The 23456-nt window shown below is 58.0% G+C and carries 21 protein-coding genes; 12 read left to right on the top strand and 9 right to left on the bottom strand.

What is annotated here, in order from left to right:
• Positions 1-22: 22 nt before the first annotated feature.
• From ACR0JF_RS07535 to ACR0JF_RS07565, 7 genes are all read right to left on the bottom strand, one after another.
• On the bottom strand, positions 23-2440 hold the full coding sequence (locus tag ACR0JF_RS07535) for a DUF3141 domain-containing protein (protein WP_170661422.1): 2418 nt from the start codon (positions 2438-2440) through the stop codon (positions 23-25).
• A 632-nt stretch (positions 2441-3072) separates the two neighbouring features.
• On the bottom strand, positions 3073-4218 hold the full coding sequence (gene argE, locus ACR0JF_RS07540; protein WP_170661421.1) for an acetylornithine deacetylase: 1146 nt from the start codon (positions 4216-4218) through the stop codon (positions 3073-3075).
• Positions 4215-5150 carry a LysR family transcriptional regulator gene (locus ACR0JF_RS07545; protein WP_170661420.1) on the bottom strand — a complete coding sequence of 312 codons (936 nt, stop codon included), beginning with the start codon at positions 5148-5150 and terminating at the stop codon, positions 4215-4217. Before ACR0JF_RS07545 ends, argE begins: the two co-directional genes overlap by 4 nt.
• Before the next feature lie 54 nt (positions 5151-5204).
• A complete protein-coding gene (locus tag ACR0JF_RS07550) occupies positions 5205-6314 on the bottom strand; it encodes an aromatic ring-hydroxylating oxygenase subunit alpha (protein WP_480669086.1) in 1110 nt (369 codons plus the stop codon).
• A gap of 24 nt (positions 6315-6338) precedes the next feature.
• Entirely contained in the window at positions 6339-7013 is a 675-nt protein-coding gene (locus ACR0JF_RS07555) for a DUF1028 domain-containing protein (RefSeq protein WP_170661419.1), read from the bottom strand.
• A 4-nt stretch (positions 7014-7017) separates the two neighbouring features.
• Positions 7018-7434: a RidA family protein gene (locus tag ACR0JF_RS07560; RefSeq protein WP_170473868.1), complete on the bottom strand. Its 417-nt coding sequence runs from the start codon at positions 7432-7434 to the stop codon at positions 7018-7020.
• Positions 7435-7436: 2 nt separating this feature from the next.
• A complete protein-coding gene (locus tag ACR0JF_RS07565; protein WP_170661418.1) occupies positions 7437-8579 on the bottom strand; it encodes an SRPBCC family protein in 1143 nt (380 codons plus the stop codon).
• Between the two features lie 200 nt (positions 8580-8779).
• Between ACR0JF_RS07565 and ACR0JF_RS07570 the strand changes: the two genes are divergently transcribed.
• Positions 8780-10027: a flavin-containing monooxygenase gene (locus ACR0JF_RS07570; RefSeq protein ID WP_170661417.1), complete on the top strand. Its 1248-nt coding sequence runs from the start codon at positions 8780-8782 to the stop codon at positions 10025-10027.
• 209 nt (positions 10028-10236) lie between these two features.
• Here ACR0JF_RS07570 and ACR0JF_RS07575 read toward each other — a convergent pair whose 3' ends face one another.
• The gene (locus ACR0JF_RS07575; protein WP_170661416.1) at positions 10237-11109 is read right to left on the bottom strand and encodes an amidohydrolase family protein; all 873 of its coding nucleotides are present in this window, start codon (positions 11107-11109) and stop codon (positions 10237-10239) included.
• Entirely contained in the window at positions 11106-12119 is a 1014-nt protein-coding gene (locus tag ACR0JF_RS07580; RefSeq protein ID WP_170661415.1) for an ester cyclase, read from the bottom strand. The genes ACR0JF_RS07575 and ACR0JF_RS07580 overlap by 4 nt, the downstream gene beginning before the upstream one ends.
• A 152-nt stretch (positions 12120-12271) precedes the next feature.
• Between ACR0JF_RS07580 and ACR0JF_RS07585 the strand changes: the two genes are divergently transcribed.
• From ACR0JF_RS07585 to ACR0JF_RS07635, 11 genes are all read left to right on the top strand, one after another.
• The gene (locus ACR0JF_RS07585; RefSeq protein ID WP_170641200.1) at positions 12272-13318 is read left to right on the top strand and encodes an ABC transporter ATP-binding protein; all 1047 of its coding nucleotides are present in this window, start codon (positions 12272-12274) and stop codon (positions 13316-13318) included.
• Positions 13319-13393: 75 nt separating this feature from the next.
• Positions 13394-14605, top strand: a complete 1212-nt coding sequence (locus tag ACR0JF_RS07590) for an extracellular solute-binding protein (RefSeq protein ID WP_170641198.1) — start codon at positions 13394-13396, stop codon at positions 14603-14605.
• A gap of 67 nt (positions 14606-14672) precedes the next feature.
• Entirely contained in the window at positions 14673-15695 is a 1023-nt protein-coding gene (locus tag ACR0JF_RS07595) for a carbohydrate ABC transporter permease (protein WP_170380322.1), read from the top strand.
• 1 nt (position 15696) lies between these two features.
• Positions 15697-16851 (top strand): carbohydrate ABC transporter permease, encoded by a 1155-nt coding sequence (locus tag ACR0JF_RS07600; protein ID WP_170661414.1) that lies wholly within the window; start codon positions 15697-15699, stop codon positions 16849-16851.
• Positions 16852-16855: 4 nt separating this feature from the next.
• Positions 16856-17386 (top strand): ester cyclase, encoded by a 531-nt coding sequence (locus ACR0JF_RS07605; RefSeq protein WP_170661413.1) that lies wholly within the window; start codon positions 16856-16858, stop codon positions 17384-17386.
• 11 nt (positions 17387-17397) lie between these two features.
• Positions 17398-18729 (top strand): histidinol dehydrogenase, encoded by a 1332-nt coding sequence (gene hisD / locus ACR0JF_RS07610; RefSeq protein ID WP_170661412.1) that lies wholly within the window; start codon positions 17398-17400, stop codon positions 18727-18729.
• Positions 18726-19778 (top strand): ester cyclase, encoded by a 1053-nt coding sequence (locus tag ACR0JF_RS07615; RefSeq protein WP_170661411.1) that lies wholly within the window; start codon positions 18726-18728, stop codon positions 19776-19778. The genes hisD and ACR0JF_RS07615 overlap by 4 nt, the downstream gene beginning before the upstream one ends.
• Positions 19778-20542, top strand: coding sequence for an SDR family oxidoreductase (locus ACR0JF_RS07620; protein WP_170661410.1), 765 nt, complete (start codon positions 19778-19780; stop codon positions 20540-20542). The genes ACR0JF_RS07615 and ACR0JF_RS07620 overlap by 1 nt, the downstream gene beginning before the upstream one ends.
• Positions 20542-21297 (top strand): hypothetical protein, encoded by a 756-nt coding sequence (locus tag ACR0JF_RS07625; RefSeq protein WP_170661409.1) that lies wholly within the window; start codon positions 20542-20544, stop codon positions 21295-21297. The genes ACR0JF_RS07620 and ACR0JF_RS07625 overlap by 1 nt, the downstream gene beginning before the upstream one ends.
• Positions 21290-22333, top strand: coding sequence for a LacI family DNA-binding transcriptional regulator (locus tag ACR0JF_RS07630; RefSeq protein ID WP_480669087.1), 1044 nt, complete (start codon positions 21290-21292; stop codon positions 22331-22333). Before ACR0JF_RS07625 ends, ACR0JF_RS07630 begins: the two co-directional genes overlap by 8 nt.
• A complete protein-coding gene (locus tag ACR0JF_RS07635; protein ID WP_170661408.1) occupies positions 22330-23319 on the top strand; it encodes a nuclear transport factor 2 family protein in 990 nt (329 codons plus the stop codon). Before ACR0JF_RS07630 ends, ACR0JF_RS07635 begins: the two co-directional genes overlap by 4 nt.
• Positions 23320-23456: the final 137 nt, after the last annotated feature.

A 23456-nucleotide genomic window follows, 5' to 3' on the forward strand; every position in this document is an offset into this window, starting at 1 on the left:
AAAGCAATGAAATCGTTTCAATTCAGACTGGGTTTCGGGTTACTTTTCGCCTTCTGGGTCTTGCTGGTGATGACTCTGACGCTGGCTTTGCCTCAGTTCCAGCATCCCCACTGTAGTCCAAAACCCGCACAAGCAAATTGGCCATCTCTTCCAGTTCTTTAGAGGGCGTTCGGACTTCACCTATTATGTGTTTGACAAGCTCGACGGCTTCAGTGCGCCGCGCTTTGTCAGGCAATAGATAAGGCAACGTTTCAACCGCGCCCTTCGGATCAAAAGTGGCGACCAGGGATTGCTCATGCAGAATACGTTGACGGTCGGTGACCGAAAGGGACTTGAACGGCGCTTCGTGGTGAAAGATATGCGCCCACCGGTGCAAAATCTCGGCGCGAAAGCCTTTGTGACTGTCAGCCAATAGAACAAGCATACGAATGACCGCTTCGGGCAGACCCCCTTGTCGCATATGAGCAAGCACCGCGCTGACCTCGGGCAGATCGCGCAAAGTCGCCGGGTCTGGCAGGGTTCGGCGCGTTGCATTCTTTTGCCCGAACCAAGACGCAAACGGCCCACCCCAGATGGCGAAGAATGACGCCTCATACCAGGCGTCGCGCAAATCTCGGCCAAGATCCATCGACTGCTCGATCCATTCTCCGGTGAGTTTTTCCCATTTCAAAAATGGATTTTTAGTATCGGCAGGAGCGCGCTGTGCTCTCGCATTCTGCGCCAGAGTTTCGATTCCTTTCCCCAACACTGTGCTCGAAGACATCGCAGCGCGTTGTGCTCGCAATGGATGTGCATTTCGCAAAGCCTGGGCCATCACCGGTGACGACAGGGCTTGCACTGCTGGGCGACCGAAGGTTTCATAGGCCCCTGCTTGCACTTCGGACATTTGCGCCACTGCGGCAAAACTGTTCTCATCCTGTCGACCGTCATCCAATGCCGCGACGTCCGACAGCGTTCGTTCGACGAAACGAACTTCGAAGGATTTATCGACCCCGTCCCCTTCGATGTTGTCAATGACCATCTCATAGAGACCGGGCGCCATTGCCTCGACCGTCTCAAGTGTAGAGGCCAAGCCTGCGTGCTCTTTGCGCGCGACCTTCGAGGAAACAAAGATGCCCAGATGTCCCACCTCATCATGAAGCATGTAGATGATGCGCTGGCCGCGTACCCGTATCTCTTCTTCGTCCGCATAGGTTTCGGCAATCCAGTTCAACGCCTGTTGCGGCGGCGTGATATTGTCGCCATGGCTTGCAAAGACAAAAATCGGCGCTTTGATCGCCTTGAGATCAACGGGAACTCCGGGTTCCAGTTGCGCGGTATTCTTGACCAGCCGGTTTCCAACGAACAGCTGTTCGACAATCCATCGAATTTCGGCCTCGTTCAGAATGAAAAACCCACCCCACCAGCGCTCAAAATCAATGAAGCGCTGCCTGCCGGCTTCGGGATCGCGATACAGATCGAAATATTTGCCAAAGTAGTTTCGGCTGGGGTTTAGCTGCTCGAAATTCATCACCAGATTGGCGCCGTCGAACTTGCCATTCCCCAAATCTGACCAGAACATCGGCTGCCAGGTGCCACCAAGCATACCACCGTTGTAGCGCATGGGGTTTTCACCAACCTCACCCGACCAAGGTGCAACCGGCGCTCCGTTGAGCACCAAAGGTCCGTTCAGATCTGGGTTGCAGGCCGCCATCAGCAATGTCGCCCAACCGCCCTGGCAGTTTCCTGTCACAACTGGTTGCGGGCTTTTGGGGTGACGCGCGCTGACTGTTCGAACAAATCCAGCCTCGGCATGCATGACGTCGGCTAATGTCTGACCTTTAACCGGATCACGGCCGAAGCTCACAAAATAGACCGGATGGCCCTTGGCCAGCGCCACGCCGACCTGGCTGTCGGACTTGAAACCACCAATACCACCCCCATGACCGGCACGCGGGTCAATGATGATGTAGGGGCGTTTGTGATCGTCTACGTCGATCCCTTGCGGGGGGACAATGCGCAATAGCTGATAGTTGCAAGGCCGGTCGAGCTCCGCCCCATCAACGATCACTTCGTAGTCATAGGCAAGCACTGGCGGGCATCCGGCCGCTTCATGTTCGAGGAAAACATCACCACGCTCACGCAAGGCGTCCATCGTCAAGGCGACGCGCTGACCAGCATCCTTGACGTAGTCCGCCCAAGCCGAGCCAACAGATTTCGTCTGCGTGAATTGCACCGCAAGATCTTGCAGATCGCTTGTCAGGTTCAGAACCCGATCCGAATGGTGTTCAGTTATTTTTTGTGCCTGAATGGTGGCGGCACAAGACAGAATTTCATACTGAACACCAGATTGATCGAGCACGTTGGAAATCGCGTCAGACATTTTGCTGTTCACGGCCGTTATGTTTTCGCCATTTGCAAGGTTCGATGCCTTTTCATTCAAGGTTGAATTCCGAGCCATTGATCTATCCTTCCTCAGACGATGCTGTTTTCATCGTCGATGGGGTATATGCCCCTGATAAAATTGAACGCCTCGCGGCTTGCAAGAAACGCTTCAAAGGCCGACATCTTCAATGGTCGCGAAGCAATACGTGGGTGCACGATTTATTGCAGCGCACCGAAATTGGCTGTCCCGGTGAATACGCGAGTTTTCAAAGGGCCGGGCGACATCTTCGCTTTGCGACTGAAGCGCGCGTGCATTACCCCACGCGATCGACCGATCGCTTGCCACTCCGATGACGACAGCTTTTGACCTGTTCAGGTGGAACATCGTGGCGCCTCGATTTCTGCAGTGCAGCATACCACTTCTCAATCGATTCGAAACAATTGAATGGTCAATCTGTCTCGCCAACGCTGCGACAAAGTCGTTCAGAAGCGAGCTCGTGGCCCATCCTATTCCGCGACACTCTCCGACGTGGCTAGTCGAAGGAAACAGATATGCGACCGAAATAAGAATACGGACTAGTGTTTAGATGATGGCTGCACGCCAATCCCGGACCGCCCCTTACCGGAGCAGACGGCATTCATACGCATCAAGTGTGGGCGTCAATTGTCGGAAGCTTCGCAACTGACCTCACAAAAAACACATCTGCCCTAGAGGCCAAACAACACCTCATTCGCGACTTTTCCGAGCATGAGGGAACAAGCAACCAATTGTTCCTCGGAAACGTACTCATCAGGCTTGTGGCCTTGTTCCGCCATAGACCCTGGGCCGCACACCACTGTCGCAATGCCGAGGTCTGACAGAACACCAGCCTCAGTTCCGAATGCAACGTGGGTTGTGTCGCCGCCGCCAGAGGATTTGACCAGTAAGACCACCGGTTCAGAGCTGGCGACTGACAGCCCCGGGTATCCCGCCAACGCCCGGAGCGAGATTTGGGCAGCCGGTGGAAACTTGGCCAAAACCGCGTCTGCTGCCTGCTGAAGCTGGGCTTCAATCTTGTCGGGGTCATCTTCCGCCAGATGCCGGAACTCAAACACAAGCGTCGCCTTGTCGGGCACAAGGTTGAGCGCTGTGCCGCCGGACAGCTGGCCAACATGGAAGGTCGTATAGGGAACATCGTAGGCGTCGTTGCGGATCCCGGTTTGTTGGACCTTCTGTTGCATCTGGCGCAATTCTCCGACGAAATCTACAGCAACGTGGAGTGCGTTTACAAATTGCGGGGCCAGTGCGGAATGTCCGGCGTCACCTCTAATGTCGGCGCGGTAGGCACGCTTGCCTTTATGGCCGATAGCGACCTTCATCTCGGTCGGCTCGCCTACAATGGCCAGTCTGGGACGCTCCAACAGCGACGGCAGCTGCTTTTTCATGCGTGAAATCCCGACGCAGCCGATCTCTTCGTCGTAAGACACCAAGAGCTTTAGGGGCGTTTTCAGCTCCCGACCGTGCACGGCATCGGCGAGGGCCAACATCTCAGCCAGAAAGCCTTTCATATCGGTCGTTCCACGCCCGTACAATCGGCCTTCTTGTCGGGTAAGTTTGAAGGGGCTTACGCTCCAATCCTGCCCCTCAACTGGCACCACGTCGGAATGCGCAGAGAGTAACAGCCCACCTTCAACAGATGGCCCGATTTCTGCAAAAAGCCCTGCCTTAGGTTCGTCAGGATCCACGATGCGCTGGACCCGAAAGCCGCGATTGCGCAGAAAGTCTTCGATATAGGCGATCATATCGAGGTTGGATCGGGCACTGACGGTTTCAAAGGCAACCAGACGCTCCAGAACCTCTAGCGAGACACTCATGAAAGCGCTTCTCCTCCGATGGCGCGGAAGGCGCCCGCGCGGGCCTGAGCCTGCGCATAGTCTATGAACGCAGACACCGTGCGCGACTTTTCCGCACCGTGGGTGGTCAAAAGGCCCATTCTCAAGGACCGAACCGGCCCGGTAATCGGCACGCAAACAAGCGGATTGCCGTCCGGTGATGTATTGCTTTGCGGGCGCACATTGGCGATGGAATAGCCAAAGGCGTTACCGACCATCGAACGCATCACGGCCATGTCTCTTGTCAACTCCACGATGCGAGGCTGGCGCGAGGATGCCGTAAACAGCGACAGGAAGTAGTCGGTGCTGATCGGCAAATCGAGAAGGATCATTGGCAGGTCCGCCAGATCATCAATGGATACGGATGTCCGTGTCGCCAATTCGTGCCCGGCATGCAGCAATGCAAATGGGTTCAGGCGCACCAGCCCGATGAAATTCAGGTCGGTTGGAATATCCATGTCATAGGTCAGCGCAATGTCGATCTCGGACCGTTGCAACGCGTTGAAAATCTCGGCCTGATTCAGTTCTTTCTGGGCGATCCTGACATCGGGAAACCCGGTTTCGAACCCGCGCCGCAACCGCGGTAAGACAAGTTGCGCAAAGGTCAGGAGGCAGCCCACCGCGAGAGGGCCGCGCGCCGTACCCGAAATATCGGCGGCAATGTTTGAAATCTCTCTTGCGTCGTTCAGGACCTGGCGGGCCTTTTCAAGTACCCTTTGCCCGCCTTGTGTCAGTGACAGGCCCTGCGCATGTTGCCTTACGAACAGCGAAATCGCCAACTCTTCTTCAAGCTGGCTGATGGCCGATGAGATCGACGGCGACGAGACGTTCAACCGGTCTGCGGCCCGCGCTATACTGCCTGTTTCGCCAACCGCAACCAGGTACTCCAACTGCCGGAGGGTCAGACGCGGCACGCAGACGCTCCTATTTTAGAGACGTTGGCAGAGGTTTTCAGGGCTCGCATACTCTCAGGCCAGATCAGGGGCACTATCCTGTTGGGCCAGCCAGGTCTGGAAATCGCGGATCGTGCCTTCATAGTCATCCCCTGCCAGCGGCCCTTCGATCGCGTGGGCAGAATGCAGCGCGACCTGCATGCGCTCAAGCTTTTCGCGATCCTCGCGGTTGACCTCTTCCCAGAGCGCGATTCGCCCCTGGATCGTGTCGTGATCGAGGTTATCGCGATAGACGGACATCGTCCATTTGACGCGGATCAGGTTCGCGTTGATCGGGAAAATAGACAACGATACGAGCAGGCTGGCGGCTTGGCTGGCCACCTGCGTGGGAAACTTCGCAAAGAGGGACGACCGTTTTCGTTCCGCCTCGCTCAGACCCACGGCGCCGTCTCCGCGCGGCGTGATATTGTCCGGGTAATTGGCAGCGTAGGAGGTGTAGCCATCCCCGCTGACCAGCTTGCGCGACAGCCCTGAGGGGGTGTAGCCGTGCAGGGTTTGCGGATGGACCACACTCAGGTGGTAGCCTTCCATGAAGTTCTCAACCAGGCATTTCCAGTTGGTCTGCCAGTTCTCTTCAGCCACATGCACAAGGCGGAAATCCTCGGTCTCATAAGGCGCCAGCATGGCGTCAAGCTCGGGGTGTTCAAACGGCGGGGCGTCTGGCGTCAGGTTCACGTAAATGAACCCGTTCCAAAGCTGCACCTGGTGTTCCGGCAGCCTGCAGGATTTGGGATCAAAGCCCGCATTCTCCATCCGTGGGGCACGCAGCAAGGCACCGTCGCGCCCATAGGCCCATGCGTGATATGAGCATACAAACCGCTTTGTATTACCGCTTCCTTCGGCCAGCGGCATGCCGCGATGCCGACACACATTTGCCAGCGCGCGGATTTCACCTTCATCGCCACGCACGACAAGCAAGGGTTCATTCAGAAGCTGGACAGTGAAGAAATCACCGGGTTCCGGAATTTCGTCGACCCGACCCAAGCAATGCCACCCGCTGCGCAGCACAGTCTGCGCCTCGTGGTCGAATTGCTCTTGTGAGGTGTAGAATGCACCGGGCATACCCATCGGGCGATCCGCGGGCAAGGCGGCCAAGTCTTGAAGTTTCGTTCGCAAATGGGTCATCCCGGCCTCCCTTGTTGTTATGTCTTACGCGTCCCCCGGCACGCCATAGGAGGGCGCGGCGGAGGGATCGAGTGCGCGGCGCACGTAATCGTCCAGTTGTGGTTTGTAGACGTTCCAGGCGGTTGCAACCGCTTCAATGGGGCAATCCTCGGTCCAATCGCAGCGCAGGTCGGCCACGGGCCAGCTGACTTCGTCAACCAGCATCAGACCCGCGGAATGCACGGGCCCGGCCTCGCCCCCGGCAACAAGCCCAGCGCGCAGTGCAGCAATCAGCCGGTCACCCAAGTGACCCGTCGCATCTTCGAATGCAGACACGATGGCAGCGGGTACATCGTCATGGGCCAGAAGATTGCCCCCCGATGCAACATCCCTGCCCTGCGCCTCGTTCCAGTTGCCCAGCACGTTTTGGCCTGAGTGGATGGCTGTGGTTCCGTTCCGGTCAATTGCCAGAAGCTGCCTGTACGCGATGTGCGCGGCCTCACCAGTGATTTGGCGCACCGCCACCTCAGCCGAGGCGCCCTGCTCCATCAGATCGAGCGTCTTTGGGCCAAGGCTCGGGTCGGTGACATTCTGGCTTGCCACCGCACCAACGCCTGCACGGGCATAGGCGCAACGGGCTGCAACGGCCGGAGAGGAAGACGAGATCGCCATGCCAAACATGCCGGTCTGCGCGCAGCGGGCCACAAGAGAGAAAGTCACGGGGCTAGTCCGGGATCACGGCGGTGGCGTCAATCTCCACCAGCCATTCGGGCCGTGCCAGAGCCTGCACCACCAGACCGGTCGAAACAGGATGCACGCCTTTAATGTATTCGCCCATGGTCCGATACACAGCCTCACGGTGGCGGACATCGGTGATATAGACGACCACCTTGACGAGGTGCTCCATTTCGCCGCCTGCTTCTTCGATCAATTGCTTGATGTTCTGCATCACCTTGTGGGTTTGCTCTGCGGGGTCATGGCTGTCGATGTTCTTGGCATCGTCCAGGTTCTGCGGGCACTGCCCGCGCATCCAGACAGTACTCCCGCCGCGAGTGACAACGGCTTGGCACAGGTCATTGTCAAGCGACTGTTCCGGGTAGGTATCGCCGGTATTGAAAGGGCGGATGCGGGTGTGAGCCATATTTAGGACGCGCCTCCTGCGTCGATCTTTGACATCAGATACTGCGCAAAGTCATAGTTCGGTCGTTCCAGATGGCTTAGGTGCCCGGGCGTTGCCGCTTCTGAACATAGACCCCTAAACACTTTTTCGGTACAGCCGCGATCTTCGACATTCACGTCATCCAGAAGCGCCTTGAGCGCGGTGAAATTGTCTTGCGCATCCGGGTCATCCGCAAAATCATTCGACATGCCACCGCCAAAGCGGATATGCACCTGACCCGGCCCTTTGGGATGCAAGGACAAATACCAGAAATACCCTGGCGTCAGCGTGATCATCAGGCTTGGATAAAGCGCCAAAAGAAAGGTCGTGCGGCGTTCATCGCCGTTCAGCCGGTCATTGCTGGGGTGCGCCATGGCAATGCGCAGGGATTCATCCTTCAGAATCGTGTGGTAGTTGAAGGCCGCGCTACCGGGCGGGCAAATCATATCCTCCAGCCGCGACAAGCCACCAATCGTGCCCGCGTGGCACACCGGCAAATGGTAGCTTTCCATGAAATTCTCGGCCAACACCTTCCAGTTGGTATCCCAGACATGTTCTTCGTAGAACGCCTCGGAATAGTTGGCCATGTCATAGCCTTCGATCATGGTCGCGACTTCAGACAGTTGCTCGGCCACGGTGGCTGCATTTGGATCAAGGCAGACAAAGACCCAGCCTAGCCATTCTTCGCAGCGGACCTGAGGCAACGCGTAGTTTTCTTTGCAAAACCCCTCGTTCTGCTTCATCGCTGGCGCACCGCGCAGCTTGCCGTCGAGGTTATAGGTCCAGGCGTGATAGGGGCAGACGATCGTCTTGGCATTCCCGCGCCCATGCAAAAGCGTTGACATGCGGTGCAGGCACACATTGCTCATCGCGCGCAGATCGCCGTCTCTGTCACGCAACACAACGATTGGCTGCCCGGCCAGTTCGCAAGCGACATAGTCCCCGACAGACGACAAGGCGTCGGCCCGGCCTACACAATACCAGTCCTTTCGGAAGATGTGCTCCAGCTCTGCATCGACAAAGCTCTGCTCGGTATAGACCTCGGTCGGCATGGCCCGCGCACGTTCAAATGGGACCGAGGTATTCGCGCGGAGAGCGGCGATAGGATCAACGTGGTCTTTGGGCATGAACGAACCTCTTTGCCTGAGTCGCGGGCGGCCACCGCATTCACATACTGGGACGGCTTTTGCCGGAAACAAACCAAAAGTCTATCTTACCGGTGATTAGGTAAAATCTAATCGACATAAGATGATACAAAATTAGGGTTGCACAAGCAAAAGAAGCAGCCGGGCCAACAGATACCCAGCACGGTAAAAAAGGTGACGCGATGGAAAACTTCGACACGGTGGTGATTGGCGCAGGTCAGGCGGGCATTGCCACAAGCGAGCATCTCCGTGCCCAAGGCATTGAACACGTCCTTTTAGAGCGGGGCCGCATTGCCGAACGTTGGCGATCCGAACGGTGGGATTCACTCGTTGCAAATGGTCCAGCATGGCATGATCGCTTCCCGGGCCTCGAGTTTTCCGGCGACCGCGACGCCTTTCCGCGCAAGGAATGCGTGGCCCAGTATTTTGAAGACTATGCCAAAATGATCGACGCGCCCGTGCGCACCGGCGTTACGGTGACGCGTGCGCGCCCGCATGAAAACCGCGCGGGTTTTTTGATCGAAACGTCGCAAGGTCCCATAGAAGCGCGCCACCTCGTCTGTGCCACAGGGCCGTTTCAGAAATCGGCGATTCCGCCGATCATCCCCGAATCCTCTGACGTTCTGCAGATGCATTCCACCGCGTATCGCAATCCCGACGCTTTGCCTGAGGGCGCCGTGCTGGTCATCGGCGGCGGTTCCTCAGGATCGCAGATCGCCGCCGAGTTGCACGATGCTGGGCGCGAGGTTTTCTTCTCCATTGGCCCCCATGACCGACCTCCGCGTCGCTATCGCGGGCGCGACAATGTCTGGTGGCTGGGTGTTCTCGGCATTTGGAATTTGGATACACCGGCGCCCGGCACCGAGCATGTCACGATCGCAGTCAGCGGCGCGCATGGCGGCAATACCGTAGATTTCAGGAAACTTGCCCAGCGCGGTATCACTTTGCTGGGGATGTCGTCAGGTTATGAAAACGGCGTTCTCCATATCGCTGATGACCTCAAAGCCAATCTCGATGCGGGCGACGCAAACATGTTGTCCCTGCTCGAAGCCGCCGATGCCTACGTCGCGCGCACCGGCATGGACCTGCCACAAGAGCCCGAGGCCTGGGTCATAGCGGACGATCCCGCTTGTGTGTCGGACCCCATTCGCGAGCTGGACCTTGAGCGTAACAATATACGCACCGTGATCTGGGCAACCGGGTTCCAGTTTGACTATGACTGGCTGGAGGCAGACACGCTGGACGACCGAGGCAGACCGATCCATCAACGCGGCGTCTCTCCAGTGCCGGGGCTCTATTTTGTCGGGCTGCCTTGGCAATCGCGCCGCGGATCATCGTTTATCTGGGGCGTTTGGCATGATGCAAAGTTCATCGCGGACCAGATCTCTATTCAGGAAAACTATCTGGCCTATGCACCAAATTCTCCTTGAGAGGTGTTGATCAGCAAAAGAGAAACAGGCCGTTCTCATGAGCGGCCTGATCTGCCTGGCTCGGTTTTAATTTGAAGTCGAAAGTCTGGCTGTGATTGCCTGACATGTTGAAACCGAATGAATCCGGGCGTGCGCATATCTAAACGCATCGCCCCACGCGGTACCCTCAATTGCAACGGGCCGATCAACTTCGAATACAGTTTCCAAACTCATTCAAAACGGTAGAACCTCTTAGCAGTATCTTGGAACACGCTGTTCTGATGCGCGTCAGGGATCAGTTCTTGAAGGCGCGACACCAGTTCATGGTAAGTCGAAGAAAGACTGTCGACCGGAAAGTTCGATCCGAACATGCAACGATCGGCGCCGAATTGCGACAAGCAGGTTGAAACGATTGGCGCGACGCTTTGGGCGCTCCAATTGTGATCAAACATGCCAAGCCCAGAGAGTTTGCAATGGACGTGAGGCAGTTTGGACAGGGAACTAAGCGCCTCTTCCCAGTGACTTAACCCCTCAGCGCTGCGGTCATGTGGTGAGCCAGCATGACAAAGAGCGACAGGCGTGCTTGGTGCATGAGAAAGCACTTCGGCAGTTTGTTCCATCAGTTCAGAAAGCAATTGCAGGTCAAAGGAAAGGCCTCGCTCGCCCACGGCTTTCAGGCCGGTCCGGAAATCCGGGTTTTCAAGCAATCTGTTTGTGCCGGTCTTGGCATCTTCGCCTGGCGCGCGCCCGACGATCTGACGAACACCCCGGACCGAGGGTAGCGATTGAAAGCGATCCAGCTGGTATTCCAGATTATCGGCTGTCAAATCACAGAACACGACCTGAAACAGCGGCCAATCCGGATTTTGGTCGGCCACGGATTGTACCCACTGCGCCTCGGCCCAAGGATCGGCGGCGCCGACCTGGATATGAACCGAAGCCGAGAAGCCCTGTGCCGACGCATCTGCACGAAATTCTGGTAACAAATAGTCACGCTGGATCGGCGTGGGGTCGCCAAAAAACCGAACGGCGCCCTTTTCCATCAACCAAGGATACTCTACCGCGTTCAGATCCCACAGATGGTGATGTGCGTCTATCTTCATGGTGTTTCGATCCCAGCAGTGCGACCCAATACGTCGACGCCCTGTTGTTTCCAGAAATGCAGCAGGTCTATGAAAATCCAATTTTCGGCCAGTTTGTCCTCGGCACGGCGATAAATGTCGATCACCCTGAACTCACCCGGTTTGCCAGTGGCCGGCATACCCATGAACCCTCCTGAGGGCGTTGCGGTGAAGTTAGGCCAGCCAAAGAAGCCGCCATAATGCCCTTCGGCCAGGCGGCAGATATGCTTGGTCTTTGACCGGTCTTTGAAACCCGCACGGAACGGTCCCGAGTGTTGCTTGGCATAGCGTTCGATCGTGTAGGTCGCACCTATCCCCTCGGGCCCCCACCAGATCATGTCTTGATGCCAGGTTCTGGCCAACTCTTCCTCAAGCGGTAACCCGCTTTGCCACTGGCCAAGGTCCGAGATCATCGCATTGATCAATGCCAGTGTTTTCTCACCCTCTGCAACCGGCTGTTCCGTGAGCAGCAGGCCGTCATGTGGCATTGGGCCGGGTTGCACCAGATGCGCCGCTGTTTGCGGAGGAAACGGGTTCTGGCCGGCTTGTACCATCAGGTGCGGTATGTCGAAATACATCGCCGTTTCCGTGATCTTGCCATCGGCGACCTTGTAGAAGGCGCAATAGCGCAGAAACGCCATCTTTCCGGTCGGTCGGATGCCAAGCCAGGGATGGTCGAACAGGCCCATCAAATGCCCCATAGTGACGACCCACACATCTGATTCATCACGCAGCGAATTCTGCCCGGCGAACATGATATCCACCCGATTTTGCAATCGTGTCAGACTGGATTTCAGGGGCATCCAGAATTGCTGGGCCACTTGTTCAGCATCATTGATCAAGTTGAATGGGTGAAAGCCGCGCCAAACTGAATCAGGTGTGCAGAAACGGCTCATGACGTTGGGAACGTCTTGGGGCGTCGCTGAATCCAATGCGGAATGAAAGTCAGAGATAACTTTTTTCTCTTTCTGGAAGGTCACGGTATTTTCCATTTTTGTCAGGGTGTTGCGCGTTTTGTGTCGCTGGAATGAATCGGGTATTTTCCACATTCTTGCATACGTATGCAAAAAAGTCTTGCCTGATTTGATATATGCGAATTACAGTTTTGCAAACGTATGCAAAACGAATCCTAGTTGGGGGCACCATGGCGGAAATTCAACTGCGTAACGTCGGCAAACGATGGGGTTCGTTTGTGGGGGTCCACAATTTTGACCTAACCATCGCAGATCGCGAGTTTCTGGTGCTGCTGGGTCCATCGGGTTGCGGCAAGACCACCACGATGCGGATGATCGCCGGGCTTGAGGACGTGACCGAGGGCGATATTTTGATCGACGGCAAGGTCGTAAACGATCTGGAACCCAAAGACCGCGACGTGGCGATGGTGTTCCAAAGCTATGCGCTCTACCCCAACATGAACGTCTATGAGAACATCCGCTTTCCGCTGAAAGTCCGCGGCATCGACCCGGCGACCCATGACGACAAGGTGCGCCGCGCCAGCGCAATGGTCGAGCTGGACGATTTTCTGCATCGCAAACCCGCCGAACTGTCGGGCGGTCAGCGGCAGCGCGTGGCCCTGGCCCGCGCCATCGTACGAGAACCGAACGTATTCCTGATGGACGAGCCTCTGTCGAACCTGGATGCCAAGCTGCGGGTCTCGACCCGGGCGCAGATCAAAAACCTCAGCCATGAGCTGGCGGTGACGACGATCTATGTGACCCATGACCAGATCGAAGCGATGACACTGGCTGACCGCGTTGTGGTGATGAAACAGGGCGTGGTGCAGCAGGTCGGCAGCCCGACCGAAATCTATGACCGACCCGCGAATACATTTGTCGCCAGCTTTATCGGCTCGCCCGCCATGAACCTGATGGAGGGTGAGGTCGCGGGCGGCGTGTTCCGTGCGGAACATGTTGAGATCCCAGTCAACGCGCCCGATGGCCCCATGACACTGGGTTTCCGGGCTGAGGATGCCAGTCTTGCCGAAGGCGCAGGCCAGATCACCGCACCGATCTACACGCTGGAGCTTCTGGGCGACGCGACCATGATATCGGTCCGGGTCGGTGGGGCTTTGGTGTCGGTCAAGGCCGATAAATCTTTCCGCGCCGAGATCGGGGATGATGTCTCATTCTCGGTGCCAACAGAAATCTGTCACCTCTTCGAAGCTGGAAGCGGTGCGCGGATCGGGGAGTAACCCCGCCAACAGCCCTTCGGGGCATAACAGCGGTCCGGGCGTCGACGACGGACCCATCCTGACAGGGAGAAACGCATGAAACTCAAGACGATCCTAATGGCAGGCGCCATGGCCATCGCGGCAAGCGGTGCATCGGCAGCCTGTTCCTATGAAAACGAAGTGCCGCTGAAATCGCTGTCGGCAGGGTTCGAAGCCTGGAAAGCAGTGACGGATGCGATGGCCGAGTGCGGCAATTTCAGCGCCTCGCTGGATCAGGAATTCCGCGAGAAGCAGCCCGAAGCTTTCGCTGCCAACCCCTCGCTCTATCAGATCGGCGGCGTGGCGAACGAAACCATGATCCCGCTTCTGAACGCGGGCACGATCCGCCCGCTGGATGATCTTGTCGCGAAATACGGGCAAGACCTGCTGCCCAACCAGCTGATCAAGGTGGATGGCAAGGTGATGGCGATCGCTATGATGGTGAACGCGCAGCACCTGATGTATCGCAATGATGTTCTGGCCGAGCTGGGCATCGAAGAACCCAAGACCTATGACGACGTTCTGGCTGCCGCAGCCAAGATCAAAGAGGCCGGCGTGATGGAATACCCAATCGGCGGCACGTTCAAAACCGGTTGGAACCTGGCTCAGGAATTCGTCAACATGTATATGGGCGAAGGCGGCACGTTCATCGGCGAGGGCAACATGCCCGCGATCAACAACGAAAAGGGCGTCAAAGCGCTTGAGACGATGAAGGCCATGACCGAGTTCATGGATCCCGAATACCTCGTGTCCGATTCCACCTATGTCCAGCAGCAGTTCCAACAGGGCAAGATCGCCATGGCGAACCTGTGGGCCAGCCGCGCCGCTGCTATGAATGACGAGGCAGAAAGCCAGGTAGTCGGCAAGGTCACCATGGCCTCGGCTCCGATGGGCTCCGAGCGTCCTTCGACCACGATCTGGTGGGACGGCATCGTTCTGGCCTCAAACATGAGCGATGAAGAGGCCGATGCTGCCTTCCGTCTGGTCATGGAAGGAATCGACGGTGACATGGTCAGTGCGAACAATGACACTGCCGTCTGGCTGAACGCGGCCTACCAGCCCGGCGAACTGGCTGCAGGCGCTGCTGCCTCGGCGGAAAACGGTGCTGGGGCCTACCCGGCCAGCGCCGCAATGGGTGTTCTGCACAGCGCCCTGGGCAATGGTCTGGCCGATTACCTGACCGGCGCCAAGGACGCACAGACTGCGCTGGCCGATATCGAGGCGGACTACATCACCGCCGCGAAAGAAGCTGGTCTGATCAGCAACTGATCCTCCCTGGGGAGGGCCCCGTGCCCTCCCAATTTCCCCACCCGAGAACCATGAGAAAGGCAGAGCCATGAATTTCAGGACATTTGCCGCCTTTGTTGGCCCCTCTGTCTTTATGATGCTTCTCTTTATCGCTTTCCCGTTGGTCAGCGTGTTCAAGCAGAGCTTTTACATCACGCAGCCTGTCTATGAGATGGTCGAGGTCGAAACCTGTACCCCTGGCTTCCTGACCCAGACCTGTGTGACCGAGCAGAAATCGCAGCCAAAGCTGGATGAACATGGCGAGGTGATCACCCAGACCGAATATGTCGGCCTGCAAAGCTATCGCAACGTGCTGGAACCCGAGCGGGCCTGGCGCGCGATCACCGAGGGCAACTGGTCCGTGCTGTCCACCATCAACTTTTGGAAGGCGCTGCGATTCACACTGACTTTCACGCTAATCACACTGCCTCTGGTCATTGGGTTCGGGTTGGGCATCGCGGTTCTGATCAACAACGCCGCGGGGTCGATCCGCGGGCCGGTCATCTTCATCTCGCTGCTGCCTTTCATCATCACGCCGGTGATCGGCGCGCTGTCGATCAATTGGCTGTTCCGTGGGGACGGCATCCTGACGGCGTTACTGGAATGGTGGTTGAACCGAGACATAGCACTATTCGCGCAGGCCTGGACGATTGAAATCCTGATGATGTTCTACCGCGTCTGGCACGTGGCCCCGTTTGCGGCCGTTGTGTTCTATGCCGGACTGCAGACCGTCAATCAAGACAGTCTAGAAAGCGCCGTGATCGATGGGGCGACTCGTTGGCAGCGCATGAAATACATCGTCATTCCGCATCTGATGCCTCTGATCATCTTCGTGTCGATGATCCACCTGATGGACGCCTACCGGGTGTTCGAAGAGATCGTCGGTTTCTCCAGCCAGGCTTATGTCATCTCGCTGCAATGGCTGACCTTCGACTTCCTCGTGCCGGATCAGGCGGGCAACCGGTCGATCAGCCGGGCCTCGGCCAGCGCGATGCTGACCATGATCGGGATCGTCATTCTGCTGATCCTACCGCTGCGCCGCACCTGGCGCGACCATAAAGGAGGCCACTGATATGTCCTCGCGCGCGCTTCGCCAACCTCTCAGCCTGCGGCTGACCTCGAACATTTTCCTGGCGTTCTGGTGCCTTGTCGCCGCCTTCCCGATCGTCTGGATCGCGATCATGAGCGTCAAATCCCCAGTGGACGCCTATGACAGCAACGCGCTGAACGTGATCTTTGGACCGGCGACGCTGGCAACAGGGAACGGGTTGTCGGTTCTGGATATTATACTCGGGATCGCGGTGATTTGGGGTGCCGCCATGGTCGTAACCAAGGTGCTGCCCGCGAAGATCAGGGAATACACCGCGCCGGGTCAGGCGTGGTTCGGTTGGGTGGTCGGAGTGCTTGTCGCCCTGATCGCCTTCCTACTGGTGTTCTTTGTAGTCCTGCCCGCAGTTCTGAACGTGCTGAACCCGCTGTTCGGCCCACTGGGCCGCGACGTGCTGGGCGTGACGACCGAGCATTACAAAACCGTTTGGGTTGACCGGGGCTTTTCCAACAACTTCAAAAACTCGCTGGTCGTGACCGCCGGAGTTGTGACCGTATCGCTGACCGTAGGCACGCTGGCCGGTTATGGTCTGGCGCGGTCGGGCTCAACACTGGCCTTCTGGATTTTGCTGATTGCGCTGATCTTTCGCGCGCTGCCACATTCGGTTCTGGTGGCGGGCTATCTGCCGGTCTTCATCAACTCGGCCGAATGGCTGGCGCCAATTCTGGGTGAGAATGCACCGACGCTTTATGGTAAGCCTTTCGCCGTGATCGCGGTGCTGGTTGCGATCAACCAGCCGTTCACGATCTGGATGCTGCGCTCGTTCTTCCAGAACATTCCGGCCGAACTGGACGAGGCGGCGCGGGTTGATGGCTGCAACCACTTTCAAGCCTTCCGCCGCGTGATCATGCCGGTCATGTGGCCGGGAGTGATTACGACTGGGCTGTTCAGCTTCCTGCTGGCCTATAACGACTTTCTTGTGACCTCGCTGCTGCTCGATGCGCAGAACCAGACGATGGTCCCTGCCATTGCGGGCATGTTCAACCGCGAAACAACCACGACCGATCAGGTGGTCGCCGTGGCCGCTGCGGTGTCGATCATCGCCCCGCTGTTCTTCCTTGTGATGATCTTCCAACGCCAAATCGTAAGCGGGCTCACCGCTGGCGCAGTAAAAGGATAAAGAAATGAAGGGTTCCCGCCCGGAACAAGCCGTTCTGACTCGTGACACGGATCTGAGCAAAACCGAAGACACGCGCCGCGTGATCGAAACCATGGTGGACGGTTTGAACGACCACCGTATTGACGATATCGGCGAGTTCTTCTCAAAGGGTTTCCGCTGGATGGGCAATCAGGGCTGCGGCACCAAGACCGGCCTGATGGAATTTCAGGATAACTGGCAGCGCCCCTTCCAGGCCGCGTTTTCGGACAAAACCTGTATCGACGAGGCACGCCTCTATATGGGCGAATGGGCCGCCGCCTTTGGCCGGCAAGAGGCCACCCATTCCGGCGAGTTTCTGGGCATCGCCCCCACCGGAAAGCGGGTCGAGATCCGTTACATGGATTTCTGGAAAGTGGTCGACGGCAAGATCGTCGACAACTGGGTGAATGTGGATTTCGCCCATGTGGCCGCGCAGCTGGGGGTCGATCTGTTTAACGGTGAGGGCTGGGAAGCCTATGACCGGGGTGAGAAAACCGCACCCCGCCCCGACAAGTAAGGATCAGGATTATGGCAATCGAGTATCTGAAACGCGGCAAATCCGACGCTGACCGGGCCGAAGATGACGCAAAGACCCGAGCCGTGGTCGAGGCCACGCTGAAAGACATCGAAACCCGTGGTGACGTCGCCGTGCGCGAGCTGAGCGAGAAATTCGACAACTATTCCCCCGCCTCGTTCCGCCTGTCGCACGAGCAGATCGACGATCTGATCGGCCAGCTGACCGACCGCGAGCTGGACGATATCAAGTTCGCCCAAGAGCAGGTGCGCAACTTTGCACAGGCGCAGCGGGACTCGATGCTGGATATCGAGGTTGAAACCCTGCCCGGCGTCATACTGGGCCACAAGAACATCCCCGTGCAGTCGGTGGGTTGCTATGTACCCGGCGGCAAGTTCCCGATGGTGGCCTCGGCCCATATGTCGGTGGCGACAGCCAGCGTCGCGGGCGTGCCGCGCATCATCGCCTGTACACCTCCGTTTCAGGGCAAACCGAACCCGGCGGTGATTGCGGCCATGCACCTGGGCGGCGCGCATGAGATCTATGTGATGGGCGGCATTCAGGCCATCGGCGCGATGGCGCTGGGGACCGAAACCATTGATCCCGTCCACATGCTCGTTGGCCCCGGCAATGCCTTTGTGGCCGAAGCCAAGCGCCAGCTGTTTGGCCGTGTGGGCATCGACCTGTTTGCCGGCCCGACCGAGACCATGGTGATCGCCGACGAGACCGCAGCAGACGCGGAACTCTGCGCAACCGACCTGTTGGGTCAGGCTGAGCATGGCTACAACAGCCCCTGCGTGCTGCTGACCAATTCGAGTAAACTGGCCGAGGATACTCTGGCCGAGGTCGACCGCCTGCTGGGCATCCTGCCCACCGCCGACACTGCGAAAGTGTCCTGGGCCGAGTATGGCGAGGTGATCGTGTGCGACACCTATGACGAGATGCTGAAAGTTGCCGACGACATCGCATCCGAGCATGTACAGGTGATGACCGACCGCGATGACTGGTTCCTTGAGAACATGACCTGTTACGGTGCACTGTTCCTTGGCCCGCGCACCAATGTGTCGAATGGCGACAAGGTGATTGGCACCAACCACACGCTGCCCACCAAAAAGGCCGGGCGCTATACCGGCGGGCTTTGGGTGGGTAAGTACCTGAAAACACATAGCTATCAGAAAGTTCTGACCGATGAGGCGGCGACGCTGATCGGCGAATATGGCTCGCGCCTGTGTATGCTGGAAGGCTTCGTGGGCCATGCCGAGCAATGCAACGTCCGCGTCCGCCGCTATGGCGGGATCAACGTCCCTTATGGCGAGGCGGCCCCATATCGGGACGCCGCGGAATGAGTGATATCCATACGCAGCACAAGACCCTGATCGCTCCGCTCAGGGCGGCTATGTATGACTTTACCGAAACGGGTGTGCGGCAGGCGCTGGCAAATGTCAGCGCTCCGGATGCCCTGTTTCGATTATGCCACCCGTTCGGCGACAGCACAGGCAGCGACGCGTTTTATGACACCGCTTACAAAGGTTTGCTGGACGCATGGCCTGACTTGGAGCGGCGCGACTACATCGTCACAGCCGGGCCGGATGAACACGGCGCGGATTGGGTCGGTTGCGGCGGCTACTATACCGGTACCTTCACCGGACCGTGGCTGGATATCCCGCCGACCGGCCATCAGGTGACGATGCGGTTCCATGAATTCTATCGCTTCAGCGACGGCAAGATCGTCGAGATGCAGGCGCTGTGGGACATCCCCGAAGTGATGATGCAGGCCAACGCCTGGCCCATGGCCCCAAGTCTGGGGCTCGAATGGCATGTGCCGGGTCCCGCCACGCAGGATGGTCTGGTGCCGGGGCCATATGATGCCGCCAAAGGCCAGCAGACATGCCAGCACATCATCGACATGCTGGATCACCTCAAGAAACACCCTTCGGAAGGCGGGCCAGAGGTGATGGAGATGGAGAAGTTCTGGCACCCCCGCATGAACTGGTACGGTCCGGCGGGGATCGGCACCGGGCGCGGCTATGCTGGGTTTCGTAACTGGCACCAGATTCCGTTCCTGAACGGGATGCCGGATCGCGGGCAGTATGTGGATGACATCACCTATCACTTCTTCGGCGATGGCGAATATGCCGCCGTCACCGGCTGGCCGAACATGATCCAGACGGTAACCCATGACGGCTGGATGGGGATTGCGCCCTCGGGCCAGCGGATCACCATGCGCAGCCTTGATTTCTGGCGGCTCGAGAATGGCCTGATCCGCGAAAACTGGGTTCTGGTCGATCTTCTGGACGCTTATCGCCAACTTGGCGTTGACGTGTTCGCCCGTCTGCGGGAATTCAACAAGGCCCGGAATATGGGCCGAATTGAAATACCGGATGGAATGAGCTGATGACTGATCTGCCCCGCACCCCCTCTTTTTCGCTGAGCGGTAAAACCGCGCTGGTTACCGGTGCCTCCTCGGGTATCGGTCAGGGCTGTGCCGTCGCGCTTGCCGAAGCCGGGGCGCATGTGGTTTGTGCGGCGCGCGGGGCAGATCGACTGGCTGAGACTGTCGCCGCGCTGCAGGCGCAGGGCTGGTCGGCCGAGGCTGTGGTGGTGGATCAGGGTGACTTGCAGGCGCTGAAACAACTGTTCGAAGTCCGCCCTTTTGATGTGGTGGTCAATTCCGCCGGAACCGCCCGCCATAGCCCGGCAATCGACACCACGCCCGAGGATTTCGACGCGGTGACAGATATCAACCTGCGCTCGGCCTATTTTCTGTCATCCTACGCGGCCAAGGCGCTGCTTGAGGCCGGGCGGCCAGGATCGATCATCCATATCTCAAGCCAAATGGGCCACGTGGGCGGTGTGGACCGGGCGCTGTATTGTGCCACCAAACACGGGCTTGAGGGCATGGTCAAAGCCATGGCGATCGAATGGGGCAAACAGCGCATCCGCATCAACACGGTCTGCCCGACTTTCATCCGCACACCGCTGACACAATCCACCTTCGACAACCCAGAACGCGCCGCGTGGATCATGGACAAGATCAAGCTGGACCGCGTGGGCGAAGTCGAAGACATCATGGGCGCGGTCACCTATCTGGCCTCAGACGCCTCAGCGCTGGTGACGGGCACTTCGATGCTGATTGACGGCGGGTGGACGGCGGACTGATGCGCTATGACGACAAGGATATCAGCATTCAACGCAGACTACGGGATGCGATCCTTGATGCTATCGTGGAAGAAGGCAAAACGATGATCTATCGACCCTCAGCCGGGATGGAGAATGAGGAACCGCATCACTTTTGGGGGCGTTTTGGCCCGATCTTGGACGAATACGGATTGAAACAGATCGACAAAGACTCCGTTCGGGAAGATGCGCAGCAACTGATCGGTAAACTGAACGAACCCGATGCCGATACGGTGCATCAGCTATTTGTTCAGTTTCTGGGCGAGCGCCCCGGAAGCCAACTGCCGGACACCCGGGGTGACTTCCAAATACCGGATAGTCTGCGCGGGGTAATGGATGCCTGTTGCGATTTGACCTTTGCGGTTCCGACGATCTCGCGCGGTTTTCGTTGGACCGAGCGGGTTGCCCCCGTCATGCGTGACGCAAAACGTTGGGACCATGAAGGTGTGTCCAAGCAGGACGAAAGCCAGGCTATGGTTTCCGAATTTCGTGAGCAACGTGAACAGCGCGGTCGTGCGTTTGTAAAAACAGCTCCGATGCATGCCATAGACGGTCTTCGGGACATAGCAAAAACCGAAGGTTCAATGGCGGCATTGCAATCCCTGAATCAATACCACGATGGCAATGCATGGCTGAGCATTCACGACCCGACCGTACCGCGCGGTATGCCGACGATGGGGCTAGATGCTGGGATGAAATTGCTGGCTGCACTGTTCAGAGAGAAACCTGATGGCTGAAAAGGTCACATCCCTTCAGGTTGCACAGCTGGCAGGTGTTAGCCAGTCGGCGGTCAGCCGGGTCTTCACACCCGGTGCCTCGGTCAGCAAAAAGACCGAAGACAAAGTGCGCAGGGCGGCCGCCGAACTCGGGTACAGGCCCAATGTTCTGGCCCGCGCCATGGTATCGGGCAAAAGCCGGATTATTGGTTTGGTGGTGGGGTATCTTGAAAATTACTTCTACCCCGAGGCGCTGGAGAAACTGTCCAACGCGCTGCAGGAACAAGGCTATCACGTGCTGATTTTCATGGCCTCACGCTCGGCCGGGAATATTGACGACGTGATGGAGGAAATTCTGGATTATCAGGTGGACGGGGTCATTCTGGCCTCGGTTCCCATGTCGTCGGATATCGCCATGCGCTGCCAGCAGGCCGGTGTTCCGGTTGTATTGTTCAACCGTACGCAGGATCTTGACGGGATCACCACGGTGGCCTCGGACAACTATGCGGGGGGCCGTAAAGTGGCCGAGTTTCTGCTGGCCGGAGGGCATAAGCGTATCGCCTATATAGCGGGTTGGCAGGGCGCCTCGACCCAGCGCGACCGCGAGGCCGGGTTCCGCGCGGCATTGGCCGAAGGCGGGCAGGATGTGTTCGCCCATGACGTCGGAGATTTCCACACCGAAAACGCGCGCGCCGCCGCCCGCCGGATGTTTGACGTTGCCCCCGGTAAACGGCCCGACGCGGTATTTGTGGCCAATGATCACATGGCTTTGGCCGTGATGGACGTGATCCGCTTCGAATTGGGCCTGCGCGTGCCCGAGGATGTTTCGGTCATCGGCTATGACGACGTGCCGCCCGCCGGGTGGCCTGCCTACAACCTGACGACAATCCGCCAGCGCGCAAATCTGATGGTGGCTGAAACCGTCACCGCATTGCTTGACCATATCGACACCCCGGCCACGGCCGAGCCGCGCAAAGTGGCCATTGACGGGCCACTGATCGTGCGGACCTCGGCGCGTTTGCCGAAGGGGTGGAAACCACAAAGGACTGAGACATGAAGGGCTTTGATCCGAAATTCCGGGATTTCCCGGATTACATCATCGGGATCACCAAAGAGATCTGGGAGGATCGCGGCATCGCCACGCTGCACGACTATTACAGCAAGGATATCGTCGTGCGCTCGCCAGGGTCGGTGGTGCTGGGCAACCAGAACGTCATCGGAGCAACCATGGCGACGCTGGCCGAATTTCCGGACCGTCAATTGCTGGGCGAGGATGTCATCTGGTCCGGTACGCCGGAAGAGGGGATGTTGAGCTCTCACCGGATCATTTCGACTGCGACGCATCTGGCTGAAGGCGTTTATGGAAAAGCGACCGGAACCAAATTGCGCTATCGGATTCTCGCCGACTGCCACGCCATCGACAACCAGATCAACGATGAATGGCTGATCCGCGATCAGGGTGCGATCGTGCGTCAGATGGGTTGGGACCCCAAGGAATACGCCGCCGATCTAATCGCGCGCGAAGGTGGACCTGAGAAATGCATCAAACCGCTGACGCCCGAGATCGACCAACCTGGCCCCTACAAGGGCACCGGCAACGACAATGAATGGGGGCAGCGTTACGCCGATATACTGACCCGGATCATGAATGCCGATATGGGCGCAATTGAAACCGAATATGATCGCGCAGTTCAGTCCGAATATGTAGGTGGGATCACCGGTCACGGCTGGGACTCGGTGGATCGGTTCTGGATGGGTTTGCGCGCCAGCTTCCCCAACGCCCAATTCAAGATCGAACACCAGATTGGCCGCGACGACCCGAATATGCCCCCTCGCGCTGCTATACGCTGGAGCCTGTGGGGCAAGCATGATGGCTGGGGTGTATTTGGCCCGCCAACCGGTGCGAAGATCTATGTTCTGGGCATTAGCCACGGCGAGTTCGGTGAGTTGATTACCGGCAAGCCGCAAGTGCGCCGGGAATACACCCTGTTCGACGAGACCTCGGTCTGGAAACAGATCCTGCTACAGGGACAGGAGGGCTGAGTGGCTGCGATGGGCCTCTCCCTGAACGCCAGTCAAGCGGCGCGGCGCTTTCACACACATCGCGCCTCGCTGCGCGCGCGGCGTTTGAACAACCGACCTCCCGGGGGACGGGATTGATCCCATCACCCCCATCTTCA

This window comes from Ruegeria sp. BG11 (assembly GCF_056538565.1).